Consider the following 23157-nt stretch of genomic DNA (forward strand, 5'->3'; position numbering starts at 1 on the left):
GAAGAATCAGCGACCGATGAACTGGGGCTCACGCTTCTCGAGGAAGGCGGCGGCCGCCTCAATCGCGTCTGCTGTGTTTCCGCTCAGTACGTGGTGCAGAGCTTCGCGATCGCACGCGACTGAGAACTCCGTCGTCGTGTCAGTGAGGTTCTTCTTGATGAGGTCAAGCGCGACGGGAGGCTTGGACGCGATGTCGTGCGCAAGCGACAGCGCCTGATCAAGGAACCCCTCTTCCGGGAAAACACGTGAGACGAGCCCGATTCGCAGTGCTTCCTGTGGTGAGACGCGATCGTTCAACATGTAGAACTCTTTCGCCTTCGCTTCGCCGAGCAATCGTGACAGCGACCACGTTCCACCGAAGTCGCCAGAGAGCCCGGCGTCGAGGAAGGCGGCCCTGAATACAGCGCGTTCCGACGAGACGCGAAGGTCACACGCCGCTGCAACTGACAAGCCTGCGCCGGCACATGCGCCGTTGACGGCAGCGATGGTGATGAGCCGCGATTCTCTGAGGTACTGCGACAGCTGCATGAAGCGTCGAAGTTTCGCGACGGACGTGCCGATCGGTACGTCGGCGGGCTGAAACTCGCCCGCGGCGAATTCGTCGAGGTCGCCTCCCACGCTGAAGTAGCGTCCGGCACCGGTCAGCACGAGGATGCGAACGTTCTCGTCGTCAACGAGCGCTTCGATGCGATCGAGTGAGTCGAAGAGCATCTTGTCTGTGAACGAATTGCGCTTCTCTGGCTGGTTGAACGTCATCGTCGCGACCGCGCCGTCAATCTCTACTGTGACAGCTTCGTCATTCTCATGGGTCATTCTTCTACTCCTTGGTTGAGCGCTGTGCGTTCCGGTTCTTGTATCGTCTCGGCGCGGGGTCGTAAGGGTCAATAAGAGTACGCATACGGGCAGCACGCGAGGTGAGGCGTGAACGTTCGTGCAGCATCGCTCAGGGGGAATCGAGCCGTCTGGTCGATTTTCGCGAGGGAAACATTGTGGTTATCGAGTGCGCCAGAACGTCATCGATGACAATGTCTGTGGCAATGCCTGCTCTGAGGGCCGCGAGCACGGGCAACGCCTTCGATGCTCCAAACGCGACGAGTAGGCGTCGCGGCACGTGCGCAAGTTCCCGACGGCTTGCACCGGATGTTCGATGATTGACGGCGATGTTGTGGCTGCTGCCGTCTGGCCTCATCATGACCGTGCAGACATCGCCCACGACGTGTTCGCGGCGCAGCTCATCGAGATCTTCATCGGAGAGAAGCCCCGATGTATAGGGCCACGAGCGGTCAGGGCCGCGAAAGGATCCGGCGCCGAAAAGCGCAATGTCGGCGTGCGACTGCATTGCGCGAACGCGCTGGATCGAACGCTCGTGCCACATCGAGCGGCGCGTCGTGGCAAAGTCGAAGAACGCAGGCACGGGGAACGGATGCTCCTCAGCGCCGAACGCTGCGGCCACAGTGCCAAGCACGGCTTGCGACGAACCGTGTGCGACATTGCGAAGCGGTCCGATAGATCCGTGCAATTGCACGACCGAGCTTCCCGGATAGTGCCGGCTCGGCAGGCTGTTCGCAACAGCCTGGATCGTGGACCCGGCAGAAACCGCAAGAACCGATCCGGGGCGCATCCAATTGGTGAGCAATCGCGCGGCCACACTCGCGATCTGCGTGCCGCGGTGAACGTCAGAAACGGCATCGCCCGTCACGATATGCGCGTCGACTCCAAAATGAGCGCTGAAGGCCCGCTCGAGCTTCGATGAATCCTCGTCTCTGCGTTCGAGCGTGATTTGAACAACCCCGGAGTCTCGTGCTTCGCTCAGCAGCCGGGAGATTGTCGATCGAGAGACGTCGAGTTGCTGCGCGATTGAATCCATCGTGGCGTTCTGCTCGTAGTACATGCGCGCGACCTCATAGACAAAGTCGTTTCGGCTGTGCTCCATACATCCCTTTCCGCGGTGGAGCTGCACGGGTGCCGCTGCAGAATGAGCGGGCTCGCCCCCTCGCTCTTCGTATCTTGGTCTCTTTCGCATGTGTTCGTGGATCGAATGTCCCGTCGTGCACATCTTTCCCAGGCTTCAGCGGGTGCGCGCACGAGTGTTCAATCTCTTGTCGCGCTGTCAGAGTCGGCCATACGTTCTGAGAGAGCCAGACCACGAGACGAGGAAGTCCATGATGAAATCACACTCGATTGCAGGCAAGACCGCGATAGTCGCGTTGGCATGCGTCGGTCTGATCGGAGCATCCGGATGCTCCGAAGGAATTGTCGACACGAGCAGCGGCGGTAACGTGACGCTGCAGTTCGCGAGCTTTCTGCCCAAGGGGCATCCGTATTCTCAGTGGTATCTCGACTGGGCAGACGAGATAACCGAGGCAACGGACGGACGCGTCACCTTCGACAACTACTTTTCGGGAAGCCTGTACAACGGCCCGGACATGACGTCAGCGGTCATCGACGGTCAAGTTGACCTCGCGCAGCCGAATACCAATTACACGCCCGAGAAGTTTCCGCTGTCAGAGCTTGTCTCTGTCCCATATGCCACGCCGAGTGTCGGCGCGGCGATGGAGGCGCTGACAGACCTCTACGCGAACTACGAACCATATACAGAGGAGTTTGACAAGAACGGCGTGATCCCGCTGCAGTTTCAGCCGACCGGCACGAACGTTCTAGGTTCGAGCATCCCTCTTCCCGACGCTGATTCGATCGACGGTGCGCGTGTGAGATCGGCATCGTATTTCGCCAAGGCATTGCAGAATCTCGGCGGAAACGCCATCAGCATGCCGCTGAGCGATGTTTATCAGTCAATGCAGACGGGCCTCATCGACGCGTGGATGACACCGATGGAGAATACAGACCAATACAACCTCGGGGAAGTGACGACGCATATTCAAGACCCGGGAATGGGGCCGACAAGCCTCTCGGCAATTCTCATGAACAAAGACACGTTCGAGTCGTTGACGGATGCTGATCAGAAGGCTCTTCTCGACATCAGTGCCCGATACAACGAGGGCTTCATCGACCTGCTGAACGAGATCGACGAAGACACCTGCGAAAGCATGGCTGACAGCGACATCATTCTTGACGCGTGGGATGACGCGACAATCGAGAAGTCACAGGAACGTCTTGCCGACTCGATGCTCGACGCGTACTCACAGGACGCCACGGCCGCAGGGGCCGAACCCGAGGGGTTCATCAAGAAGTGGCAGAGCTATCAGTCTGGCTACGACGGCAGCCACGGCGAATACGTGGGGAGCGTGGCAACATGTCTCGCCGCGAAATGAGCATGAGCGGCGACCCCGCAGAGAGCACGCCGCTTCGCATATTCCGCACGGGTGCAAACAGGGTGTCGTCTGCAAGCGGGTTTCTCAGTGCGGTTGCGATCGTGCTCATGACCCTGGGAATCGCGCTCGATGTGCTGCTGCGCACCGTGTCAGGGCACGGCATCCCCGGTGTCATCGAGGCTGCTGATCCCTTTCTCGTCTGCGTCGCGTTCTTTGCACTGTCTGCGACCGAGATGAAGGGCGAGCACATTTCGCTCGCGCTCGTTACCGACCGCCTGGGTGCTCGTATCCGCTACGCCCTCATCACATTCGGCACGTTCCTCTGCATCGTGTTCACCTGCTTGCTTGCGTATGCCGGCCTGCACGAGGCACTTGAATCACTGTCGAGTCATGAGGTGAGGGCCGGTGTGGTGCGAATTCCGATGTGGCCGGCCCGCGTCGCCGTTGTGCTCGGCTCTCTCGCGCTGCTCGTGCAGTTCATCGTCACCTGCATCGACGCGGCGCGCAGCGCTCGCGCCGGCACCGAGGTCGGAGTGTGGAAGGAGCGAGATGCAGATAACCAGCACACTTCAGTTGCTCCCTGACGCATCTTCAGATCAGAAAAGAGTCTCCTCATGCCGATGATCGTTGCTATTCTCATCGTCGTCCTGCTGTTGCTTGCTGCGCTGGCCATCCGTATTCCCGTTGCGTTCGCCTTGGGAATCTCTGGAACTGTCGGGCTCATCATGCTGCAGGGAACGACAAGCGCCATCGGCAGCATGGGCAGTGTTCCGTTCAACTCGACGGCCAGCCTGTCACTCGCCGTGATTCCGATGTTCGTCATGATGGGCATGCTCGCTCAGGTGGCGGGAATTCCCGAACAGCTCTTCCGAATTGCCAACATGCGGCTCAAACGGCTGCCTGGCGGACTCGCGGTGGCATCGGTCGTTGCATCAGCAGGGTTCGGCGCGGTTACCGGTTCGAGCGTTGCGGCTGCCGCGACGATGGGCCGCTTAGGCGTGACCCAGATGATCGAGCTGGGATATCGGCGTAGTTTCGCTGCGGGAGTTGTTGCGTCGGCGGGTACTCTCGGCGTTCTGATTCCTCCGAGCGTCATTCTCGTGCTGTACGGAGTCGTGACACAGGAGTCGATCGGGAAGCTGCTGCTCGCCGGCCTGATACCGGGGCTCATCTCTGCGCTCGGGTTCAGCATCTTCATTATCGGGCGTGCCTGGGCTCGGCCAGCGAGCGTTTACGTCGACGGCAAAGCCGGTCACGACCACACGACGCAGTTCTCGTCCCCCGACCGACCGAAATACCACCATCTGTTGTGGCTCGCGCTTGTCTTTGTCGTGATCATCGGAGGCATCTACGGCGGAGTGTTCACGGCCACGGAGTCCGGTGCTGTTGGCGTTCTGGTCTTGACGATGGTGGCGGCCTGGGAACTCAGAAAGGGTGGCATCCGCGGAATCGCGAAGGGTTTCGCCACGGGTGTGCGCGACACAGCATCCACGAGTGGAATGATGCTCGGTGTTGTCATTGGCGCCTCGCTCTTCTCGGCATTTCTCGTGCGATCGGGCGCAACAGCACAGCTGACGAACACGCTGCTGAGTACAGCGTTGCCGCCGACATTGCTCGCGCTCGCTCTCATTCTGTCGATTGTCGTGCTCGGAACGATCCTCGAGTCCTTCAGCCTGCTGATCATCATCGTCCCGTTGATTTACCCGGTGATCACGGGCCTGGGGTACGACGGAATCTGGCTGGGAATCGTCGTGGCCAAAGCTGTTGAGATCGGTCTGCTCACTCCACCCGTCGGAATGAATGCCTATGTCGTGGCCGGGTCTGTTCCCGGTTTGAAGGTGGAGGAGACATTCAGGGGAATCTGGGCGTTCCTCTGGGTTGAACTCGGCCTTCTGCTGCTGATGTTCTTCGTGCCGGAGATCGTTTTGTGGCTGCCGTCTCACGTCAGCTAGCGCGGAGGAAGGGACCACGGTGTGTGAGATCAGGCACATGAAGCGCGACGTTGCCGGCTACCGGCTACACGTTCGCAACGTTGCACCAGCGCAGGCGGTGCGCGCTCGAGTCATCATCGTTCACGGCTACGGGGAGCACTCGGGCCGTTACGACGATCTCGCACGCGGTCTCGCGCGCTGCGGAATAGCAAGCACGTCGTGCGATCTTCCTGGCCATGGCCAGAGCTCCGGGAACGCTGGCGTGCTTTCCGTTCACGATGTCATTCAGACGATCATCGAGGAGCTGAACGATGTGTCGCGTCAGCTGAATGGAGACGTCCCGAGCTATTTGTTCGGCCACTCCCTCGGGGCACTCCTGGTCGTCGGGCACTGCTCGGTCCAGGCCCGAACCTATGCCGGAATCATCCTCTCGTCGCCGGTCATCGGGGGATGGAGCGCGATCGATGCGTTTCTGCACGCCGATGAGATTCCACCGTCGCTCGTGCGTGCTCGGCACTTGTCTCGACGTGTCAGTTTCGCCACGTCGTACGACAGCGATCCACTCGTCTACCGAGGGGCCATGGCGCGACGCACGTTGCGCGAGGCGGCGGACGTGCTTGACGAGCTGTCGCACTCGACGAGCCCGCTGGCCGGCTATCGGGTGCAGTGGATTCACGGAAGCGCCGATCGCATCGTGCCGGTGGGGCAGGCAATGCGCGCTCTTGCCGATCTGGGTGTGACAGACCTCGACGCCTGTATCTACCCGGATGCGCGGCATGAGGTGCTAAACGACGACCCCGCAGACTCGGCATTTCGCCGCATCCGAGATTTTATTCACACACCGAGCCCGTCGACGGGCCATTGAAGAGGAGCACACATGAATCCCGTTTACGACGGAACCGATCTCTTTCATTTCGACGATGAGATCTCCGCCGAGGAACACGACATCGTTCGCCGCGTTCGCGCATTTGTGCGCGACGACCTGCTGCCGGTGATTAACGAGTACTGGGAACGGGCCGAGTTTCCGTTCGCACTGCTTCCTAAGCTGAGAGAGCTGGGAATCGTCGGCACGACGATCGACGGGTATGGATGCCCGGGGCTCTCGACCCTCGCCACGGGACTCGTGTCGATGGAAATGGCACGTGGCGATGGCTCGATCAACACGTTTCTCGGCGTGCAGTCTGCGCTTGCGATGCCGACGATTCATCGCTACGGCTCCGACGCTCAGAAGGAGCGCTGGCTGAGCCGGATGGCCCGTTTGGAACTGATCGGTGCGTTTGCAATGACCGAACCAGATCACGGGTCAGATTCAGCGCGAATGGAGACGAACGCTCGCAAGGTCGACGGCGGTTACGTGCTGAACGGTGCGAAACGATGGATCGGGAATGGAAGTTACGCTGACCTGGTCGTGATCTGGGCCCGAGACGTCAGCGATGCACAGGTGAAGGCGTTCGTCATGGAGAAGAACGCCGATGGAACGTACCCGCAGGGCTACAGTCCCACGGTGATCACGGGCAAGGTGGGGAAGCGGGCCATTTTGCAGCCGAATATCAACATTGACGAGCTCTTCGTGCCCGACGAGAACGTGCTTCCCGGCATCACGCGTTTTCGGGATGCAAGCAGGGTGCTTGAGGCAAGTCGCATCGGCACGGCGTGGGAAGCGCTCGGGCACTGCATCGCTGTGTACGAGATCGCGCGGAAGCATGCGCTTGAACGGCAGCAGTTCGGCCGGCCGCTCGCCGCGACGCAGCTCGTTCAAGAGAAACTCGCGACGATGATGGGCGGCATCGTCTCCCTGCAGAGCATGTGCTTCCGGATTGCACAGCTCACCGACCGCGGTCAGGCAACCGGAATGATGTCGGCATTGCTGAAGCGAGATGCAGTGCGCGTCGCCCGCAACACGGTGCGCGATGCTCGAGATCTGCTCGGTGGCAACGGTCTGCTGCTGGAGAATCACATTGCACGGCACCTCACAGATGTTGAGGTGATTTTCACCTATGAGGGCACGGATTCGGTGCTCACGCTGCTGGTGGGCCGCTCGCTGACAGGGATGCAGGCATTCACGGCTGAATGACCGCGAGAGTAGTCAGGATGCGAGAAGCAGTCGCGCTGTCGTGGCGTCGACGATCAGGTCAGTGATGAGGCCGGCCGCGAGCGCACCGCGCAGACTCTGCAGCTTGCTCTCGCCCGAGACGATGCACACCCGGCGGGCCACACGGCGCTGAACGTCAAGATCGGGCCCGGACGAACGGGTGTTGATCTCGATGCCGTCGGACGAGCCATCCTCCCGGTAAAACACAGTGGCAACGTCACCCACGACGTTCGCCTCCTGCATGGACGCGAGGTCATGCTCGTCGAGGTAGCCACCGACATACACATGACTGGGCACAACGGCGAACGGCGAGCCGAGCCCGAAGACCGTCATGTCCATGCTGCGCTGAATGTCGAGAACGCGGCGAACGCTGCGCTCGCGCCACATCGCCGCTTTGGTGGTGGGGTCGTCGAAGAGCGCGGGGACAGCAAACTGCTGAACGGCTGCGCCAAACGCCGTGCCGAACCGCTGCAGCAGCTCACTCGCGTAGACGAGCCCCGTCGTGCGAGGGTTTGCGGCCCCGTTCAGCTGCACGATGCGTGAGTTGTGGGTGTGCTTGGGCACAAGATGCCGGGAGACCGCCGTCATCGTTGCGCCCCAGGCGACTCCGATCATCATGTTCGACTCGACGAAACCACCGAGAATTCGTGCAGCGGTGAGTGCGACCCTGTCGAGTCTGTCGACGTCACTTGTCTGTTCGGGCACCGGAACGACGTGTGTGACGACGCCGAAGCGACGGCGGATATCGGACTCGAGCTGACGCGGAACGTCGAGCGGACTCGACACGTTGATCGTGACAAGACCGCTGTCGCGAGCATGGCTCAACAGGCGAGATACCGAGGATCTCGAGGTGTGAAGCTCGTCTGCGATGGCATCCATTGTGAGGTCTTGCAGGTAGTACAGCTGGGCAGCTGTCAGTGCGTCGCGGGACTTCGCCGACAGAGAGTTCGGCGGGTGTTTGGCCATTGTTCGCTCCTTGCACGTTTGTGCATCAAGTTTGAACGCCAGTGTAGCTTCTGACGAGGATGGAGAGAGATGGAAGGCCAGCGCACCGCGGCATCCGATGGGTACCCGATGAGGAGTGAACAATGACGAGCGAGAAGTCCGGCAACGTCAGCACGCGTGACACCGTGCGTGCAATCGCGGAACGACCGCACGCGAGCGTGCTCATCATCGGAGGAGGAATCAACGGCATCTCCACATTTCGCGACCTCGCGCTTCAAGGTGTCGACGTCACGATCGTCGAGCGCAACGACTGGTGCTCCGGAGCATCCGCTGCCTCATCTCACATGATCCACGGTGGCGTTCGATACCTCGAGAACGGCGAGTTCCGTCTCGTGCGTGAGTCTGTTCAGGAGCGCAATGGTCTTGTGAAGATCGCTCCACACTACGTGAAACCACTCGAGACAACGGTGCCGATCTTCTCGACGTTCTCGGGAATTCTGGCTGCTCCGCTGCGCTTCCTGACGCACAAGCAGGGAAAGCCGACCGAGCGGGGCGCATTCCTGATCAAAATCGGCCTGATGATGTACGACTCGTTCTCCCGTGACGGGGGAGCCGTGCCCAGACACTCGTTCCGCGGCCGCTCGGCGTCGCTGAAACAGCATCCCGCGCTGAATAAAGCTCTCAAATACACGGCGACGTACTTCGACGCGTCCGTGCACGACCCCGAGCGCCTCGCTCTCGACGTGCTGCGTGACGGCACGGCGACGGGCCCTCACGCCCGCGCAGCCAACTACGTGGAGGCTGTTGGATTCGACGACGGCGGCGTGACGCTTCGCGACAACGCGACGGGCGAGACGTTCGCAATGACGGCAGACGTGATCGTCAACGCCAGCGGGCCGTGGACGGACCTCACGAATGAGGCACTCGGAAACCGCACCACATACATGGGTGGAACAAAGGGCTCGCACATTGTTCTGGACAATCCGGAACTGCTCGAGGCGACCGGCGGAAACGAGATCTTCTTCGAGCACGAAGACGGCCGCATCGTACTCATCTACCCGCTCAAGGGCCGGGTCATGGTCGGCACCACAGACATCGAAGCAGACCCGGCGCAGCCCGCCGTGTGCACGGAAGAGGAGGTCGACTACTTCTTCGACCTCGTGAAGCACGTGTTTCCCGACGTGAACGTCGAGCGCTCGCAGATCGTCTACCGCTTCTCGGGCATCCGGCCTCTGCCCGGGCACGGCGACACGCAGCCTGGCTTTGTGTCGCGCGATTACCGTATTGTTCCGACGGAGCTCGACGGAACGCCGATGCTGAGCCTCGTTGGCGGAAAGCTGACGACGTTCAGGGCGCTCGGAGAACAACTCGGCGACGAGGTGCTCGCGCGTGTCGGAACAGAGCGCAGCGTATCAACGGCGGGCGTGCCGATCGGCGGAGGCAAGGGCTACCCGGCGACGGATGCTGCGCGCACGACGTGGCTTGTCGCTCACAGCGACTCCATCACACGCCACCGCGCCGATGTGCTGCTCGAGCGGTACGGCACACGGGCCGCATCCGTCATCGACGAACTCGATGCGACGGGAGACTCACGTCTCGAGCATGCTCCCGACTACTCTCGCGAAGAGATCGCGTATCTCGTTCGCACGGAACAGGTCGTTCATCTCATCGATGTGCTCAAGCGGCGCACCAGCCTTGCTTTCACCGGCGCGGTGACCGACGAACTGCTCGATGAGATCACTCCGATCGTCGCCGCTGAGCTCCACTGGAGTGAAGCGGAGGCGGCCGCGGAACGGGCAGAGGCAGCCCGTGTACTGCGCGATGCCCACGGTGTCGTGCTATCTGGACGAAGGGAGACCCCGACTCCCGCATAACCCGAAGTGCTCTCACTCTTGTTACAGCACCGAGACACGGTTAGATTCTGGAGTGGGAGACGAGTTACACCCACCTGCACCAGCGATCCGGGCACCCGGCCCGGACTCGCACTTATTTGGAAGGTCAAAGAAGACACATGGCACTTGGATCGATATTCATCTCCGAGGTTGTCGGCACTGCGTTGCTGCTCCTGCTCGGTGGCGGCGTCGTCGCCAACGTCGTTCTCGCAAAGACGAAGGGGTTCAACGGCGGATGGCTGCTGATCAACTTCGGTTGGGGCCTCGCGGTCTACGTCGGTGTCGTCGCCGCCGCAGTCTCGGGCGCACACCTCAACCCTGCTGTCACCCTGGGAATCGTCACGAGCGGCGCCACAGAGTTCGTTGAAGGGGTGCCGGTCAATCTCGGCACGACATTCCTCTACTTCGGCTCTGAGATGCTCGGAGCGTTCATCGGCGCCGTCCTGGTGTTCTTGGCATACAAGAAGCACTTCGACGAGTCGGACGACCCGGGCGCGAAGCTCGCCGTCTTCTCGACGGGACCCGAGATTCGCAGCTACGGCTGGAACCTCATCACAGAGATCCTCGGAACATTCGTTCTCGTCTTCCTCGTGATCGCCTTCGGGCAGCACGGGGATGCTGCAGGCCTCGCCGCACTGGGAGCCCTGCCCGTCGCACTCGTCGTTCTCGTGATCGGTATCTCGCTCGGTGGGCCGACCGGGTACGCGATCAACCCAGCACGTGACCTCGCACCGCGTATCGCACACGCGCTTTTGCCGATCAAGGGCAAGGGCTCGAGCGATTGGTCGTACGCCTGGGTTCCCGTCGTTGGTCCTCTCATCGGCGGAGCTCTCGGCGGATGGGCTGGCACGGCCGGCCTTCTGCCTGGACTCATCTGACGTTTCGGCGGGCCGCACAGCGGCCCGCCGCCCTCTACCCGAAGTCGCATAAACAAAGGAGTTCCCCATGGCGGACTACGTAATTGCCATCGACCAGGGCACGACAAGCTCGCGTGCCATCATCTTCGACAAGGCCGGCACGATCGTCTCGACCGGTCAGCTTGAGCACGAGCAGATTTTCCCCAAGGCCGGGTGGGTCGAGCACGATGCTGGCGAGATCTGGAAGAACACCCGAGAGGTCATCGGACAGGCGCTGTCGAAGGCGAACGTCACGCGTCACGACATTGCCGCCATCGGCATCACCAACCAGCGTGAGACCACGGTGGTGTGGGACAAGAACACGGGCGAGCCCGTCTACAACGCTATTGTCTGGCAGGACACCCGCACGCAGAACATCGTCGACGAGTTGGCGAAGGACGGCGGAGTCGAGCGATTCAAACCGATCGTCGGACTTCCGCTCGCAACGTACTTCGCCGGAACGAAGATCAAGTGGATTCTCGACAACGTCGACGGCGCACGCGAGAAGGCTGAAGCCGGAGACCTGATCTTCGGCACAACCGACACCTGGGTGCTGTGGAACCTCACGGGTGGCACCGACGGCGGCGTACACGTGACAGACGTCACGAACGCGAGCCGCACGATGTTCATGGATCTCGAGACGCTCGAATGGCGCGACGACATCCTCGAGGTATTCGGCGTTCCCAAGTCGATGCTTCCCGAGATCAAGTCATCGAGCGAGGTTTACGGCCACGCCCACACGTCGAGCCTTCTGCGCGAGACGCCGATTGCCGGCATCCTCGGTGATCAGCAGGCTGCCACGTTCGGCCAGGCAGCGTTTCAGGCCGGTGAGTCGAAGAACACCTACGGCACCGGCAACTTCCTCATCTTCAACACGGGTGAGGAAATCGTGCATTCCGAGAACGGTCTGCTGACGACACTCGGCTACAAGCTGGGCGACGCGAAGCCGCACTATGCGCTTGAGGGCTCGATCGCTGTCACGGGTTCGCTCATTCAGTGGCTGCGCGACAACCTCAACCTCATCTCATCGGCACCCGAGGTCGAGGAGCTCGCGCGCACCGTCGAAGACAACGGTGGCGTGTTCATCGTTCCCGCGTTCTCAGGCCTGTTCGCTCCGTACTGGCGTTCCGACGCCCGCGGTGCGATCGTGGGGCTCACTCGCTTCGCGAACAAGGGGCACATCGCGCGTGCCGCCCTCGAGGCGACGGCGTTCCAGACCCGGGAGGTGCTGGATGCCGTCAACGCGGACTCCGGCGTTGACCTCACCGAGCTGAAGGTCGACGGAGGCATGGTCGCTAACGACGCGCTCATGCAGTTCCAGGCAGACATGCTCGGCGTTCCGGTCATTCGTCCGAAGGTCGTCGAGACGACGGCGCTTGGCGCTGCATACGCCGCTGGTCTCGCCGTCGGCTTCTGGAGCGACCTTGACGAGCTCTCGGCGAACTGGGCTGAAGACAAGCGCTGGGAGCCGCAGATGGACGCCGACGAGCGCGAGCGTCAACTGCGCCTCTGGAAGAAGGCAGTAACGAAGACCTTCGACTGGATCGACGAAGACGTTCAGTAGTCGACGTAAAGCACAGCAGAATGGCCGGAGCATGTGCTCCGGCCATTCTGTTTAACGACAACGAGGTGTCAGCTCACATCAGCGCCCCAAGCTCTTCGAGCGACGACACCGTGATCACGCCGTTATCGGCGGCGAGGCTCTCGGGTGCAGCATCCGTTCCGCTTCCGTGTCCGATCGCGCCCTCGGGAAGGTCGTCTCCGAAGCGATTGAGCCACACGCCGGTGAGACCGGCGCGCGCAGCGCCGACGGCATCCGTCATCAGCCTGTCGCCCACATAGAGTGCCTCGGACGGTTGGACGCCGAAGCGTTCGCAGGCGAGACGGAAGATCGCGGGATCCGGTTTAGACACCCCAACGGCTCCCGAAGCGATGACATGCTCGAAACGGTCAGTCAGGCCCGTGCGCTCAAACTTCACCCGTTGAAAATCGGGGTCGCCGTTGGTGATCACGCCACGCTTCGCTCCCGCTGAGGTCACGGCATCGAGGCAGGGGAGCGCATCATCAAAAAGCCGCCAACTATCGCGATAGTGCACGAAATAACTGTCGAACCAGGCATCGGCGTCGTGGTCAGCCAGGGTGACACCGTGTGCCGCCGCGAACGCGAGAGCACGCGCGCGACGTTGCTCAGCGAACGTCAACTCACCGGTGAGGTACCGGTGGTAGTGGGCGTCTTCGAGGTCGTGCCAGAGCGATACGCCGTCAATGTCGGCGTCGGTGTATGGCGGGCCGAGTGAGTCCAGGTGCGACCGGATGCCGCGAACCACCGCTCCGCGATGGTCGAGGAGCGTGTCGTCGAGGTCGAAGAGCGCGAGAGCGTAACGCGTCATCGTCTGGCCAGAAACCCGACCTTCTCGTACACATCGGCAAGGGTCGCATCGGCCACCTCTGTGGCGCGGGCAGCATTGACGGCGAGCAACCGGTCGAGCTCGGCCGGGTCATCGAGCAGCTCGAGCGCGCGGGCGCGCACCGGCTCGAGCTCGGCGATGACGGCCTCAGCGACGGCCTTCTTGAAGTCGCCGTACCCGCGACCGTCGAACTCGGCGGTCACCTGCGTGGGCGTCGCGCCGGTGAGAGACGAGTAGATCGCCATGAGGTTGGAGACGCCGGGCTTGGCCTCGCGGTCGAAGGCGACGATGCCGTCATTGTCGGTGACGGCACGCATGATCTTCTTCTGCATGGCCTTCGGTTCGTCGAACAGCCACAGGATGCCCTGCGGAGATTCGCCCGATTTCGACATCTTCGACGTCGGCTCCTGCAGATCGTAGATGCGTGCGCTGTCGGCGGGGATCGTCGCCTCGGGAACGACGAATGTCTCGCCGAAACGTGAGTTGAAGCGCTCAGCGAGGGTGCGCGTGAGCTCGACGTGCTGACGCTGGTCGTCGCCGACGGGCACGGCGTCTGTCTGGTACAGCAGAATGTCCGACGCCATCAGGATCGGATACGTGAAGAGAGCGACGTTTGTGGCGTCGGAGCCGTAGCGCGATGACTTGTCTTTGAACTGCGTCATGCGGTTGGCTTCACCGAATCCCGTGATGCTTCCGAGCACCCACGCCAGCTGGGCGTGGGCCGGAACGTGCGACTGTACATACAGCGTCGACTTCTCTGGCTCGATGCCGGCCGCGATGTACTGCGCGGCGGTTCGACGCGTCTTCTCTCGTAGCTCCTTTGGGTCTTGCGGAACAGAGATAGCGTGCAGATCGACGACAGAGAAGAACGCGTCGTACTCCTCCTGCATTTTTCTCCACTGCACGAGAGCGCCGATGTAGTTACCGACGTGCAGAGAGTCGTTCGTGGGTTGCATGCCCGAATAGAGGCGTGGCTTTGTCATCGTGAGTCCTTAGCGAAACGAAGAATGGAAGCGATCAGATGGCGTAGTCGACGACAACGGCCGAGTGGTCGGACCATCGCGTGTCATACGAAGCTGCGCGATCGATCGCGTAATTCTTCACCGTGCTCGCGAGAGCGGGGGTTGCCGCGTGATAGTCGATGCGCCAGCCCGTGTCGTTGTCGAATGCCTGACCGCGCTGCGACCACCAGGTGTATGGTCCGTCGACGTCGCCGGCCCACTGGCGACCGACATCAACCCAGCCGAGTCCGGGCGCCTTCGTTCCGTCGACGCCTTCAACGATTTCGCCCTGTGGCCCGAAGAACCGGTCGAAGTACGCGCGCTCCTCGGGGAGGAACCCGGAATTCTTGCGGTTTCCCTTCCAGTTCTTAATGTCGAGTTCGCGGTGACCGACGTTGAGGTCGCCCACGACAAGCGCCAAGTCAGAGTGCTGCGACAGCTCGGCAAGCCGCGTCGTCATGGCGTCGAGAAACGTGTACTTCTCTACCTGTTTCGGCGAGCCGACCTCGCCGGAATGCACGTAGCACGAGACGATGGTGAGTGGTCGCCCGCCGACCTCGAAGTCGGCTTCAAGCCAGCGCCCTGCGCTGTCGAAGTCGTCGGCACCGAGTGCGGTGCGATGCGCCGTTGGTGCGAGTCTGCTGGCGATGGCAACTCCGGCGCGGCCCTTAGCGGTCGCCTCGTCGTGCAGAATGTGCCAGCCGTCGCCGAGCAGCTGTTCGACGTGCTCGTCTTGCGCGCGCACTTCCTGCAGTGCGAGAACATCGACGCCTCGGTCGGCGAGCCACTCGCCCATTCCCTTGCGATACGCGGCACGGATGCCGTTGACATTGACGGATGCGATGCGGAATGGGGTCTGATTCGCCATGTTCTCCATTCTAGGTTGAGCCGGTGACATCGTGGATTCCTGAGTTCCCGAACAGCGTTGAACGATGCGGGGTCACCGCCGCACAGTGTCGATGACCTTCTTCAGATGACGGCGTGCGCGTGCCCGTGCAAAGAACCCCCGTGCGTTGTCGAACCGTTCGCGTGCCTCGCGAACGTCGGCTGCGGCGACGATGCGCCGTGCATGCTCGACAGCTTCGCGGCGTTCGTCGTCTGTCGGCGTGTGCAGCGTGACGTCGTTGTCGGCCAGCTGAACGGAGATCCACGACGCCGACAGCAAAATCACCCTGCTCACGAGGTTGAACCAAAGCAGAAGCGCGACGAACACGGTGAATCCGACGAGTAGCGGGTTGCGGCTTGCGCTATCAAGAACGAGACCACTGGCGACGGAAAGCCCGGCGAGAATGGTGCTGCCAAGCAACACGCCTGTCGACAGCGCGCGCCAAGGGATCGGCAATCGCGACAGCACACGGAACAGCACGGTGAGTGACACGACATTGATGAGTAGCGAGATCAGGATGCCGAGAATGGAGCCGCCAGCTCCGACGAAGAACGAGTGGGGGCCAAGCCCGAGCAGGTCGCCGAGCCACACAAGAAGCTGCGTTCCGACGATGCTGACGGAGGCGGAGACGATAAGAAGCAGTCCGATGCCGAACGCCATGCCGAGATCCCAGAGCTTCTTGACGAAGAAGTTCCGCGAGTCTCGCGGCACCTGGAAGATGGCACGTACGGCTTGGCGGGTGTAGAACATCCATCCCGTCGCCGTCCACGACAGCCCGATCAGTAAGACGGCTCCCCACCATCCGTACAGGGTCGTGTTGAACAGTGCCTCGGGGCTGATCAGAGCATCGGAACTCTGTGGGCCGATGAGACCGGGAACCGTCGAATTGATGATCTCAATCAGCGAGGCGACGAGAGCATCGTTGCTCGACAGCCACACGCCGGTGATTGTGAACCCGACTGCCAGACCTGCGAAGACGGCGAAGACGGCGTAGAAGCTCATGCCCGCAGCCATGAGGTTGCCGTCCTCCCACAGGTAGTGCTGCACGACGCGGTAGACGCGATTGCGCGACAGTCGCGTTCCGATGCGATTTACCGTGTCGACGGGTCTCACGAGCCACGGGCTACCTGGTCTGCCAGCACCCCGCGTCTCACCCGGCGTATGAACGTCAGGTTCGCGGGAGGGAAACAGGGTTGCCACGTTGTCAGCGTAGCGGGGCTGCTGCTCGATGGGCGGCTGCCTCGTCGTGTTGCGAGATTGTGACGGCCGAGACTCGCGTCGGGGCCTCAACTGCGAAACAATGGGAGAAGCCTGGCGCGAGACGTCGGGACACTCGAGAGTAAAGGGGACTCTACGTGGCTGTCAGCCTGCGCTATGTGTCATCGGCATCCCCCGTTTCTCTCGTGATTGCCACAGACCGTACTCTCATCGCTCTTGACCCCGGTGCTGATCCGCGCCTTGTCGAACATCTGTGGCAACAGGTCAGCGATGGCGCGGATTTTGAATCGCTCGTGGGAATCATGCCCGCGGAGTCCGCAGGGCGCCCTCTCTCGTTCGTATTGATCGGCGACATCGTTGAGCGTGCGGATGGTGCCTCGCTCATGGCCCTAGTCAATGGACCCACCGGCTTCGACGTCGCTGCGGCTGGAGCGCCCCAGCACATTGCACCGAGCGGCAGCTCGCCCTGGCTGCGCACCAGTCTGCAGCACGTGACGCACGTGGCCATCGGTGCGCAAACGGACGCTGCCACACCGCAGCTGCCCCTCGCCGCGGGAGTTGTGGCGGTGTCACGCGTCGACGTGTCGATCGGGCACGCGGAGCGGGAGACAGCATCCGACGCTCCATCGAGCCACGAGAGCTCCTCATCTGTGCTGCTCGACGCGCACGCAGATGCACATGACGGTCAGACCGTTGCCCGAGTTCCCGGATCAGTCGTAGTGACGGGCCCCGTTCGACTGGCGAATGTTCCCCACACCCCGCCGACGAAGATGTTCGGGTACCGGGTCAATGGCGGTCAGGCGTTCGGGCTCGATCTGCCGCACCGGTTCGGGCGCAGCCCACGTGTCGCGTCGGGCGGAGATGCGCGACTTGTGCCACTGTTGTCCCCGACGAAGACGGTGTCTGCGACTCACCTCGACGTACGGCAGGTGGGCGACGCCGTCGTTGTCTCTGATCTGGGCTCGACAAATGGCACGTCGATCATCGAGCCTGGCGCCCAGTGGCGCCGCCTGGCTGCGGGGGAGTCTGTCGCCGTTCCCGCCGGCACCTTTATCGATCTCGGGGACGGCAACGTCATTGAGGTTATGCCTGGCGTTCCCCTCGCCTAGAGCGTAGAAAAGCTCGAGGGCCGCTGACGAATCAGCGGCCCTCGAGATTTTCTACGGTTCAGCGTGGAGCAGGCTATGCCTTGCCGCGCATGATCGCCTGCTTGACCTCGGCGATTGCCTTGGTCACCTGGATGCCACGGGGGCACGCCTCGGTGCAGTTGAAGGTCGTGCGGCAACGCCAGACTCCCTCTTTGTCGTTGAGGATGTCGAGGCGCACCTGCGCGTTGTCATCGCGAGAGTCGAAGATGAAACGGTGAGCGTTGACGATCGCCGCCGGGCCAAAGTACTGCCCGTCAGTCCAGAAGACGGGGCACGATGACGTGCATGCTGCACAGAGAATACACTTTGTCGTGTCGTCGAAGATCGCGCGGTCGGCAACGGACTGCGTGCGCTCCTTGCCTGCACCCGGCTTGCTGTTGGCGACGAGAAACGGCTGCACCTCGCGGTACGACTCGAAGAAGGGCTCCATGTCGACGACGAGGTCTTTCTCGAGCGGCAGGCCCTTAATCGCCTCAACGTAGATGGGCTTCGAAATGTCGAGGTCCTTGATGAGCGTCTTGCATGCGAGACGGTTGCGCCCGTTGATGCGCATGGCATCCGACCCGCAGATGCCGTGTGCGCACGAACGGCGGAACGTCAGCGAGCCGTCAGTCTCCCATTTGATCTTGTGCAGGGCGTCGAGCACGCGCTCCGTCGGGAGCATTTCGACGTCGAAGTCTTCCCAATGCGGTTCCGTGTCAGCATCCGGGTCGAAACGACGAATGATCAGCGTCACTGTAAAGGTCTGCGTCGGGTCGCTTGACACCGGTGCTTCTTCCACCACCTGCGCCATGACTAGTACTTCCTCTCCATCGGCTCGTAACGAGTGATCACGACGGGTTTCCAATCCAAACGGATGTGGTCGGAAGCATCCGCCGAGTGCGGGTCACCCGTGAGATATGCCATTGTGTGCTTCATATAGTTTTCGTCGTCGCGCTTGGGGTAATCGTCGCGCATGTGACCGCCGCGCGACTCCTTGCGGTTGCGGGCCGAATACACGACGACTTCGGCGAGGTCGAGCAGGAACCCCAGCTCAACGGCTTCGAGCAGGTCGGTGTTGAACCGCTTGCCGTGGTCTTGGATCGAGATGTTCATGTACCGGGTGCGCAGATCGTGGATCGTCCGCGTCACCTCATCGAGAGTCTCGTCTGTGCGGAACACCTGGGCGTTCTTGTCCATCTCGTCCTGCAGCGTCTTACGCAGGGCGCCGATGCGCTCGGGCCCGTCGCCGTTGCGAATGCGATCGAGTGTCTCGCGCACTTCTTTCGCCGGGTCCTCGGGCAGCGGAACGAACTCGGCAGTCTTGACGTACTCGACAGCGTTGTTTCCTGCGCGCTTTCCGAAGACGTTGATGTCGAGAAGCGAGTTTGTTCCGAGCCGGTTCGAGCCGTGCACAGACACGCAGGCACACTCGCCCGCCGCGTACATGCCGGGAACAACCGTGTCGTTGCTCGAGAGCACCTCAGCGTTGTTGTTCGTTGGAATGCCACCCATTGCATAATGCGCTGTGGGCATCACAGGAACGGGTTCGGTGACCGGGTCGACGCCGAGGTAGGTGCGCGCGAACTCTGTGATGTCGGGGAGCTTGGTCTCGAGTACCTCGGCCCCCAGGTGCGTGCAGTCAAGAAGCACGTAGTCCTTGTTGGGGCCGGCCCCGCGGCCTTCCTGCACCTCTTGAACCATGCTTCGCGCGACGATATCGCGCGGCGCAAGGTCCTTAATGGTGGGGGCGTAGCGCTCCATAAACCGTTCGCCCGATGCGTTGCGCAGGATTGCTCCCTCGCCTCGAGCTCCCTCGGTGAGAAGGATGCCGAGGCCGGCAAGGCCCGTCGGGTGGAACTGGAAGAACTCCATGTCCTCGAGGGGGAGTCCCTTGCGCCACACGATGCCGACGCCGTCGCCCGTGAGGGTGTGCGCATTCGATGTCGTCTTGAAGATCTTGCCAAATCCGCCCGTCGCGAAGATCATCGCCTTCGACTGGAACACGTGCAGCTCGCCGGTTGCGAGTTCATACGCGACAACTCCCGCAGGCTGCTGCTCGCCGTCGACCTCGGTCATGATGATGTCGAGAACGTAAAACTCGTTGAAGAAGTTGATGCCGAGCTTGACGCAGTTCTGAAACAGCGTCTGCAGAATCATGTGACCGGTGCGGTCTGCCGCATAGCAGGCACGGCGAACCGCCGACTTGCCGTGGTCGCGGGTGTGACCGCCGAAGCGGCGCTGGTCGATCTTCCCCTCGGGCGTGCGGTTGAACGGCAGGCCCATATTCTCGAGGTCGATGACGGCGTCGATTGCCTCTTTCGCGAGAATCTCAGCGGCATCCTGGTCGACGAGGTAGTCGCCGCCCTTTACCGTGTCGAAGGTGTGCCACTCCCAGGTGTCTTCTTCGACGTTCGCGAGAGCTGCAGCCATACCGCCCTGTGCCGCGCCCGTGTGCGAGCGGGTGGGGTAGAGCTTCGAGATGACCGCCGTCTTCGCGCCGGGACCCGCTTCAATAGCGGCGCGCATTCCGGCGCCGCCGGCGCCCACGATGACGACGTCGAACTGGTGGTAATGGATGCCGTCGATGATCGTCGAGTCGGCAGGTGCAGAGTTCGCAGCTGTGTTGGACATTTCTGAGTTAAATCCCCTTACAGATCGAGGGAAGCAGGTCGGCAGGAGCGCCGGCAGGGCACGGATTGAATGTGAAGATCACGAGCGTGCCGAGAACGATCAGCACGACGACGGCGATGAGAATCGCGATCTTGAGGGTGCCGCGCAGCCCGCGGCTGCGAGCGTAGTCGTTCACGAGCGTTCGCATGCCGTTGCCGCCATGAATGAGCGCGAGCCACAGCATGAGGCCGTCCCAGATCTGCCAGAACGGATCGGACCACTTTCCTCCGACGAAGGCGAAGTCGATGGCGTGAACTCCGTCGCCCACCATGAGGTTGACGAACAGGTGGCCGAAGATCAGCACGACGAGAAGCACGCCAGAGGCGCGCATGTAAATCCAGCCCCACTTCTCCCAGTTCGTGCCCTTCGAGCGGTTCGGATACGCCGGCGTGCGGGGAGCATCAATGGTTTGCGACATGTCGTTCCCCTTTCTCAGTGTCCGAAGACGTTCATCAGGTGCCTCGGCACGAAAGCGAGCATGGTGATGACCCACACGACAATGACGATGTAGAACATCGCCCGCTGATAGGTGGGTCCCTTCTTCCACAGATCAATCAAAATGATCCGGATGCCGTTGAAGGCGTGGTACGCGATGGCGCCAACGAGAGCGACCTCACCGAGCCCCATGATCGGGGTCTGGTATGTGCCGATGACGGCGTTGTAAGCCTCGGGCGAGACACGCACGAGGGCAGTGTCGAGAATGTGCACGAGGAGGAAGAAGAAGATGGCAACACCGGTGATACGGTGCAGAACCCACGACCACATGCCCTCGCGGCCACGGTAGAGAGTCCCTGCTGGACGCTTCGACGTGGTTGCTGACACTGGTGGAGTCCCTGCAGTCTTCGCTGACACGGAACGACCCTCCCTGACGGTTCGCATTGTGCGTCGGCCGGACGGCCGGCGAGCGCATGGCGCTGGTGTCCAGTCTATGCCGCTCTGAGGGCGCTCTGCCCCTAAGGGGACCCTAAGTGTCTCGACGTCGAGATAGTTGCCGAGGGGATGCCGATGACTGTGCAGATATCGTGGGAGCATGACAAGTCCTTCAGGACGCTTCTATAGCGTGATCCCCGCCGGCGGCATCGGCTCTCGACTGTGGCCGCTGTCGCGCGCAGACGCCCCGAAGTTTTTGCACGACCTCACGGGCTCTGGCGTGACGCTGCTGCGCGCCACGTGGGATCGTCTTGCGCCCGTCGCCGGCGACGATCGAATCATGGTGGTGACCGGTCGCGCTCATCGCGCTGCCGTGGAAGCCCAGCTTCCCGAGATCAGCGACGCAAACATCGTGCTCGAGGCAGACCCGCGGGACTCCACAGTTGCAATCTGCCTGGCCGCTGCGATTCTGCAGCATCGCGAGCCCGATGTCATCGTCGGATCGTTCGCGGCAGATCACGTCATTCGCGGCGACCGACTTTTCCGCTCTGCAGTACAGCAGGCGATTCTCTCGGCGGATGCCGGATACATCACCACCATCGGCATCCGTCCCACCGAGCCGGCAATCGGCTTCGGCTATATCAAGACGGGGGCACCGCTCTCAATCGATGAGACGGAGGGCGTGCTGACCGTCGACTCGTTCGTTGAGAAGCCCGACATCGAGCGAGCAAAGAGCTATGTCGACGACGGCGGCTATCTCTGGAACGCGGGAATGTTCATCTCGCGTGCCGACGTGCTGCTCGCAGAGTTGGCGAGCAACGAACCCGCACTGCACGACACGATCATCGAACTCGCTGCTGCCTGGGACGACCCGACGACGCGTGGCCCGGCTGTTGATCGCCTGTGGCCGACGCTGAAGAAGATCGCGATCGACTACTCGGTCGCCGAGCCGTCGGCGGCGAAAGGGCGCATGGCCGTTGTTCCCGGCCACTTCGGGTGGGACGATGTGGGGGACTTCGCCTCTCTCGCCAAGCTGAACTCCAACGGACGCGTCGGTGACCTCGCGATCCTCGGAGAGAATGCTCGCGTGCTTGCTGATGCCTCGAGCGGAATCGTCGTCGCGCACAGCGACCGCGTCGTCAGCCTCATCGGCGTGAAAGACATCGTCGTCGTCGATACTCCTGATGCTCTGCTCGTCACGACGAGCGAGAACGCGCAGCGGGTGAAGGGCGTCGTCGACGCCCTGAAGATCTCGGGTCGCGACGACGTTCTTTAGCAGCTCGAGTCAAAAGTGGCAGTTTCTGCCATTTTTTGGTAGAGTTGCCCTATGGCTGGCAAGGCGCTTGAGGCAACTCGATTACGTGTATCTGAGGCGTGTTGCGCAATTTACATCGCGCACAAGACCACAGATCTCACCGTTGCTGAGATCGCGCGGGAAGCCGAGGTTGCCGAGAGAAGTTTCTACCGCTACTTTCCGATCAAGGCTGAGAGCGTCGGTCCGGTTTTCGACTGGACAACGCGCACTTTCAATGAGGCGGTTGCCGCTGCCCCACGGGACGTTCCACTTCAATCCGTCTTGCGCGACGGATACCGTGCGATGCTCGGAGGAGACGTCGCCGATCGAACTCGCAATCTTTTTCCTCTCGTGTTCGCGGATGCCGAGATGTGGTCGGTCTTCCTTCGCAAGGTGCACGACGGCGAACGCTCGCTTGCGCCGATTCTGGCGTCTCGGCTCGGCATCGTGACGGATTCCGTCTTTGCCCGGACCGTGGCGGCCGCAGTTGCCAGTGCAACGCGCATCTCGCTTGAAGAGATGATCACGACGGGCGAGGATCCCGAGCAGATATTTCTTGAGTCCCTCGAAGCCTTTTCAACAGGAGACCTCATCGAGAGATGATGCATGCCGCCGACAGGCCGGCCCGCCGGACGGCGTACGCAAAACCGGG

22 protein-coding genes are annotated in these 23157 nt (G+C 61.8%); 11 read left to right on the plus strand and 11 right to left on the minus strand.

The genetic code is table 11. The features are described 5' to 3' along the window. Positions 1 to 6: 6 nt before the first annotated feature. Together HCR76_RS04340 and HCR76_RS04345 are read right to left on the minus strand one after the other, a co-directional pair. Entirely contained in the window at positions 7 to 813 is an 807-nt protein-coding gene (locus HCR76_RS04340) for an enoyl-CoA hydratase/isomerase family protein (RefSeq protein ID WP_166988549.1), read from the minus strand. Between the two features lie 130 nt (positions 814 to 943). Beyond that, a complete protein-coding gene (locus HCR76_RS04345; RefSeq protein ID WP_166988551.1) occupies positions 944 to 1933 on the minus strand; it encodes a sugar-binding transcriptional regulator in 990 nt (329 codons plus the stop codon). Between the two features lie 229 nt (positions 1934 to 2162). Here HCR76_RS04345 and dctP point away from each other — a divergent pair, with 229 nt between their 5' ends. The 5 genes from dctP to HCR76_RS04370 are packed head-to-tail and all read left to right on the plus strand — an operon-like array spanning position 2163 to position 7277. Further along, complete coding sequence (gene dctP, locus HCR76_RS04350; protein WP_166988553.1) at positions 2163 to 3272, plus strand: TRAP transporter substrate-binding protein DctP; 1110 nt, start codon at positions 2163 to 2165, stop codon at positions 3270 to 3272. Beyond that, positions 3254 to 3856 (plus strand): TRAP transporter small permease, encoded by a 603-nt coding sequence (locus tag HCR76_RS04355; protein ID WP_166988555.1) that lies wholly within the window; start codon positions 3254 to 3256, stop codon positions 3854 to 3856. The genes dctP and HCR76_RS04355 overlap by 19 nt, the downstream gene beginning before the upstream one ends. 30 nt (positions 3857 to 3886) lie before the next feature. Then, a complete protein-coding gene (locus HCR76_RS04360) occupies positions 3887 to 5224 on the plus strand; it encodes a TRAP transporter large permease (protein WP_166988558.1) in 1338 nt (445 codons plus the stop codon). Between the two features lie 37 nt (positions 5225 to 5261). Continuing rightward, entirely contained in the window at positions 5262 to 6068 is an 807-nt protein-coding gene (locus tag HCR76_RS04365) for an alpha/beta fold hydrolase (protein WP_166988560.1), read from the plus strand. Positions 6069 to 6080: 12 nt separating this feature from the next. Then, a complete protein-coding gene (locus tag HCR76_RS04370; protein WP_166988562.1) occupies positions 6081 to 7277 on the plus strand; it encodes an acyl-CoA dehydrogenase family protein in 1197 nt (398 codons plus the stop codon). A gap of 12 nt (positions 7278 to 7289) precedes the next feature. On the opposite strand, the gene HCR76_RS04375 is transcribed toward HCR76_RS04370, so the two are convergent. Then, positions 7290 to 8261: a sugar-binding transcriptional regulator gene (locus HCR76_RS04375; RefSeq protein WP_166988564.1), complete on the minus strand. Its 972-nt coding sequence runs from the start codon at positions 8259 to 8261 to the stop codon at positions 7290 to 7292. 122 nt (positions 8262 to 8383) lie between these two features. Between HCR76_RS04375 and HCR76_RS04380 the strand changes: the two genes are divergently transcribed. The 3 genes from HCR76_RS04380 to glpK all read left to right on the plus strand — a co-directional run bounded on the left by HCR76_RS04380 (position 8384) and on the right by glpK (position 12592). Beyond that, entirely contained in the window at positions 8384 to 10114 is a 1731-nt protein-coding gene (locus HCR76_RS04380; RefSeq protein WP_166988566.1) for a glycerol-3-phosphate dehydrogenase/oxidase, read from the plus strand. A gap of 137 nt (positions 10115 to 10251) precedes the next feature. Then, a complete protein-coding gene (locus HCR76_RS04385) occupies positions 10252 to 11010 on the plus strand; it encodes an MIP/aquaporin family protein (protein ID WP_166988568.1) in 759 nt (252 codons plus the stop codon). A gap of 67 nt (positions 11011 to 11077) precedes the next feature. Continuing rightward, positions 11078 to 12592: a glycerol kinase GlpK gene (gene glpK, locus HCR76_RS04390; protein WP_166988570.1), complete on the plus strand. Its 1515-nt coding sequence runs from the start codon at positions 11078 to 11080 to the stop codon at positions 12590 to 12592. 73 nt (positions 12593 to 12665) lie between these two features. Here glpK and HCR76_RS04395 read toward each other — a convergent pair whose 3' ends face one another. The 4 genes from HCR76_RS04395 to HCR76_RS04410 all read right to left on the minus strand — a co-directional run bounded on the left by HCR76_RS04395 (position 12666) and on the right by HCR76_RS04410 (position 16523). Further along, on the minus strand, positions 12666 to 13418 hold the full coding sequence (locus tag HCR76_RS04395) for an HAD family hydrolase (protein ID WP_166988572.1): 753 nt from the start codon (positions 13416 to 13418) through the stop codon (positions 12666 to 12668). Next, positions 13415 to 14419, minus strand: coding sequence for a tryptophan--tRNA ligase (gene trpS / locus HCR76_RS04400; RefSeq protein WP_166988574.1), 1005 nt, complete (start codon positions 14417 to 14419; stop codon positions 13415 to 13417). The genes HCR76_RS04395 and trpS overlap by 4 nt, the downstream gene beginning before the upstream one ends. 34 nt (positions 14420 to 14453) lie before the next feature. Next, positions 14454 to 15305, minus strand: a complete 852-nt coding sequence (locus HCR76_RS04405) for an exodeoxyribonuclease III (protein WP_166988576.1) — start codon at positions 15303 to 15305, stop codon at positions 14454 to 14456. 72 nt (positions 15306 to 15377) lie between these two features. Next, a complete protein-coding gene (locus HCR76_RS04410) occupies positions 15378 to 16523 on the minus strand; it encodes a YihY/virulence factor BrkB family protein (RefSeq protein ID WP_166988578.1) in 1146 nt (381 codons plus the stop codon). A 155-nt stretch (positions 16524 to 16678) separates the two neighbouring features. On the opposite strand from HCR76_RS04410, the gene HCR76_RS04415 reads away from it, so the two are divergent. Further along, on the plus strand, positions 16679 to 17650 hold the full coding sequence (locus tag HCR76_RS04415; RefSeq protein ID WP_166988580.1) for an FHA domain-containing protein: 972 nt from the start codon (positions 16679 to 16681) through the stop codon (positions 17648 to 17650). 73 nt (positions 17651 to 17723) lie between these two features. On the opposite strand, the gene HCR76_RS04420 is transcribed toward HCR76_RS04415, so the two are convergent. The 4 genes from HCR76_RS04420 to sdhC are packed head-to-tail and all read right to left on the minus strand — an operon-like array spanning position 17724 to position 21106. Then, positions 17724 to 18482 (minus strand): succinate dehydrogenase iron-sulfur subunit, encoded by a 759-nt coding sequence (locus HCR76_RS04420; RefSeq protein ID WP_166988582.1) that lies wholly within the window; start codon positions 18480 to 18482, stop codon positions 17724 to 17726. A gap of 2 nt (positions 18483 to 18484) precedes the next feature. Continuing rightward, on the minus strand, positions 18485 to 20302 hold the full coding sequence (sdhA, locus tag HCR76_RS04425; protein ID WP_166988584.1) for a succinate dehydrogenase flavoprotein subunit: 1818 nt from the start codon (positions 20300 to 20302) through the stop codon (positions 18485 to 18487). Positions 20303 to 20309: 7 nt separating this feature from the next. Next, the gene (locus tag HCR76_RS04430; protein ID WP_166988586.1) at positions 20310 to 20759 is read right to left on the minus strand and encodes a succinate dehydrogenase hydrophobic membrane anchor subunit; all 450 of its coding nucleotides are present in this window, start codon (positions 20757 to 20759) and stop codon (positions 20310 to 20312) included. A 14-nt stretch (positions 20760 to 20773) separates the two neighbouring features. Then, positions 20774 to 21106, minus strand: a complete 333-nt coding sequence (sdhC, locus tag HCR76_RS04435) for a succinate dehydrogenase, cytochrome b556 subunit (protein WP_235934120.1) — start codon at positions 21104 to 21106, stop codon at positions 20774 to 20776. A 265-nt stretch (positions 21107 to 21371) separates the two neighbouring features. Between sdhC and HCR76_RS04440 the strand changes: the two genes are divergently transcribed. Both HCR76_RS04440 and HCR76_RS04445 read left to right on the plus strand, forming a co-directional pair. Beyond that, on the plus strand, positions 21372 to 22487 hold the full coding sequence (locus tag HCR76_RS04440; protein WP_166988590.1) for a mannose-1-phosphate guanylyltransferase: 1116 nt from the start codon (positions 21372 to 21374) through the stop codon (positions 22485 to 22487). A 51-nt stretch (positions 22488 to 22538) separates the two neighbouring features. Continuing rightward, positions 22539 to 23108, plus strand: coding sequence for a TetR/AcrR family transcriptional regulator (locus HCR76_RS04445; protein WP_166988592.1), 570 nt, complete (start codon positions 22539 to 22541; stop codon positions 23106 to 23108). Positions 23109 to 23157 lie beyond the last annotated feature (49 nt).

The sequence above is a fragment of the Paramicrobacterium chengjingii genome (genome assembly GCF_011751765.2).
In the GTDB taxonomy this organism is placed as follows: Bacteria; Actinomycetota; Actinomycetes; order Actinomycetales; family Microbacteriaceae; genus Paramicrobacterium; species Paramicrobacterium chengjingii.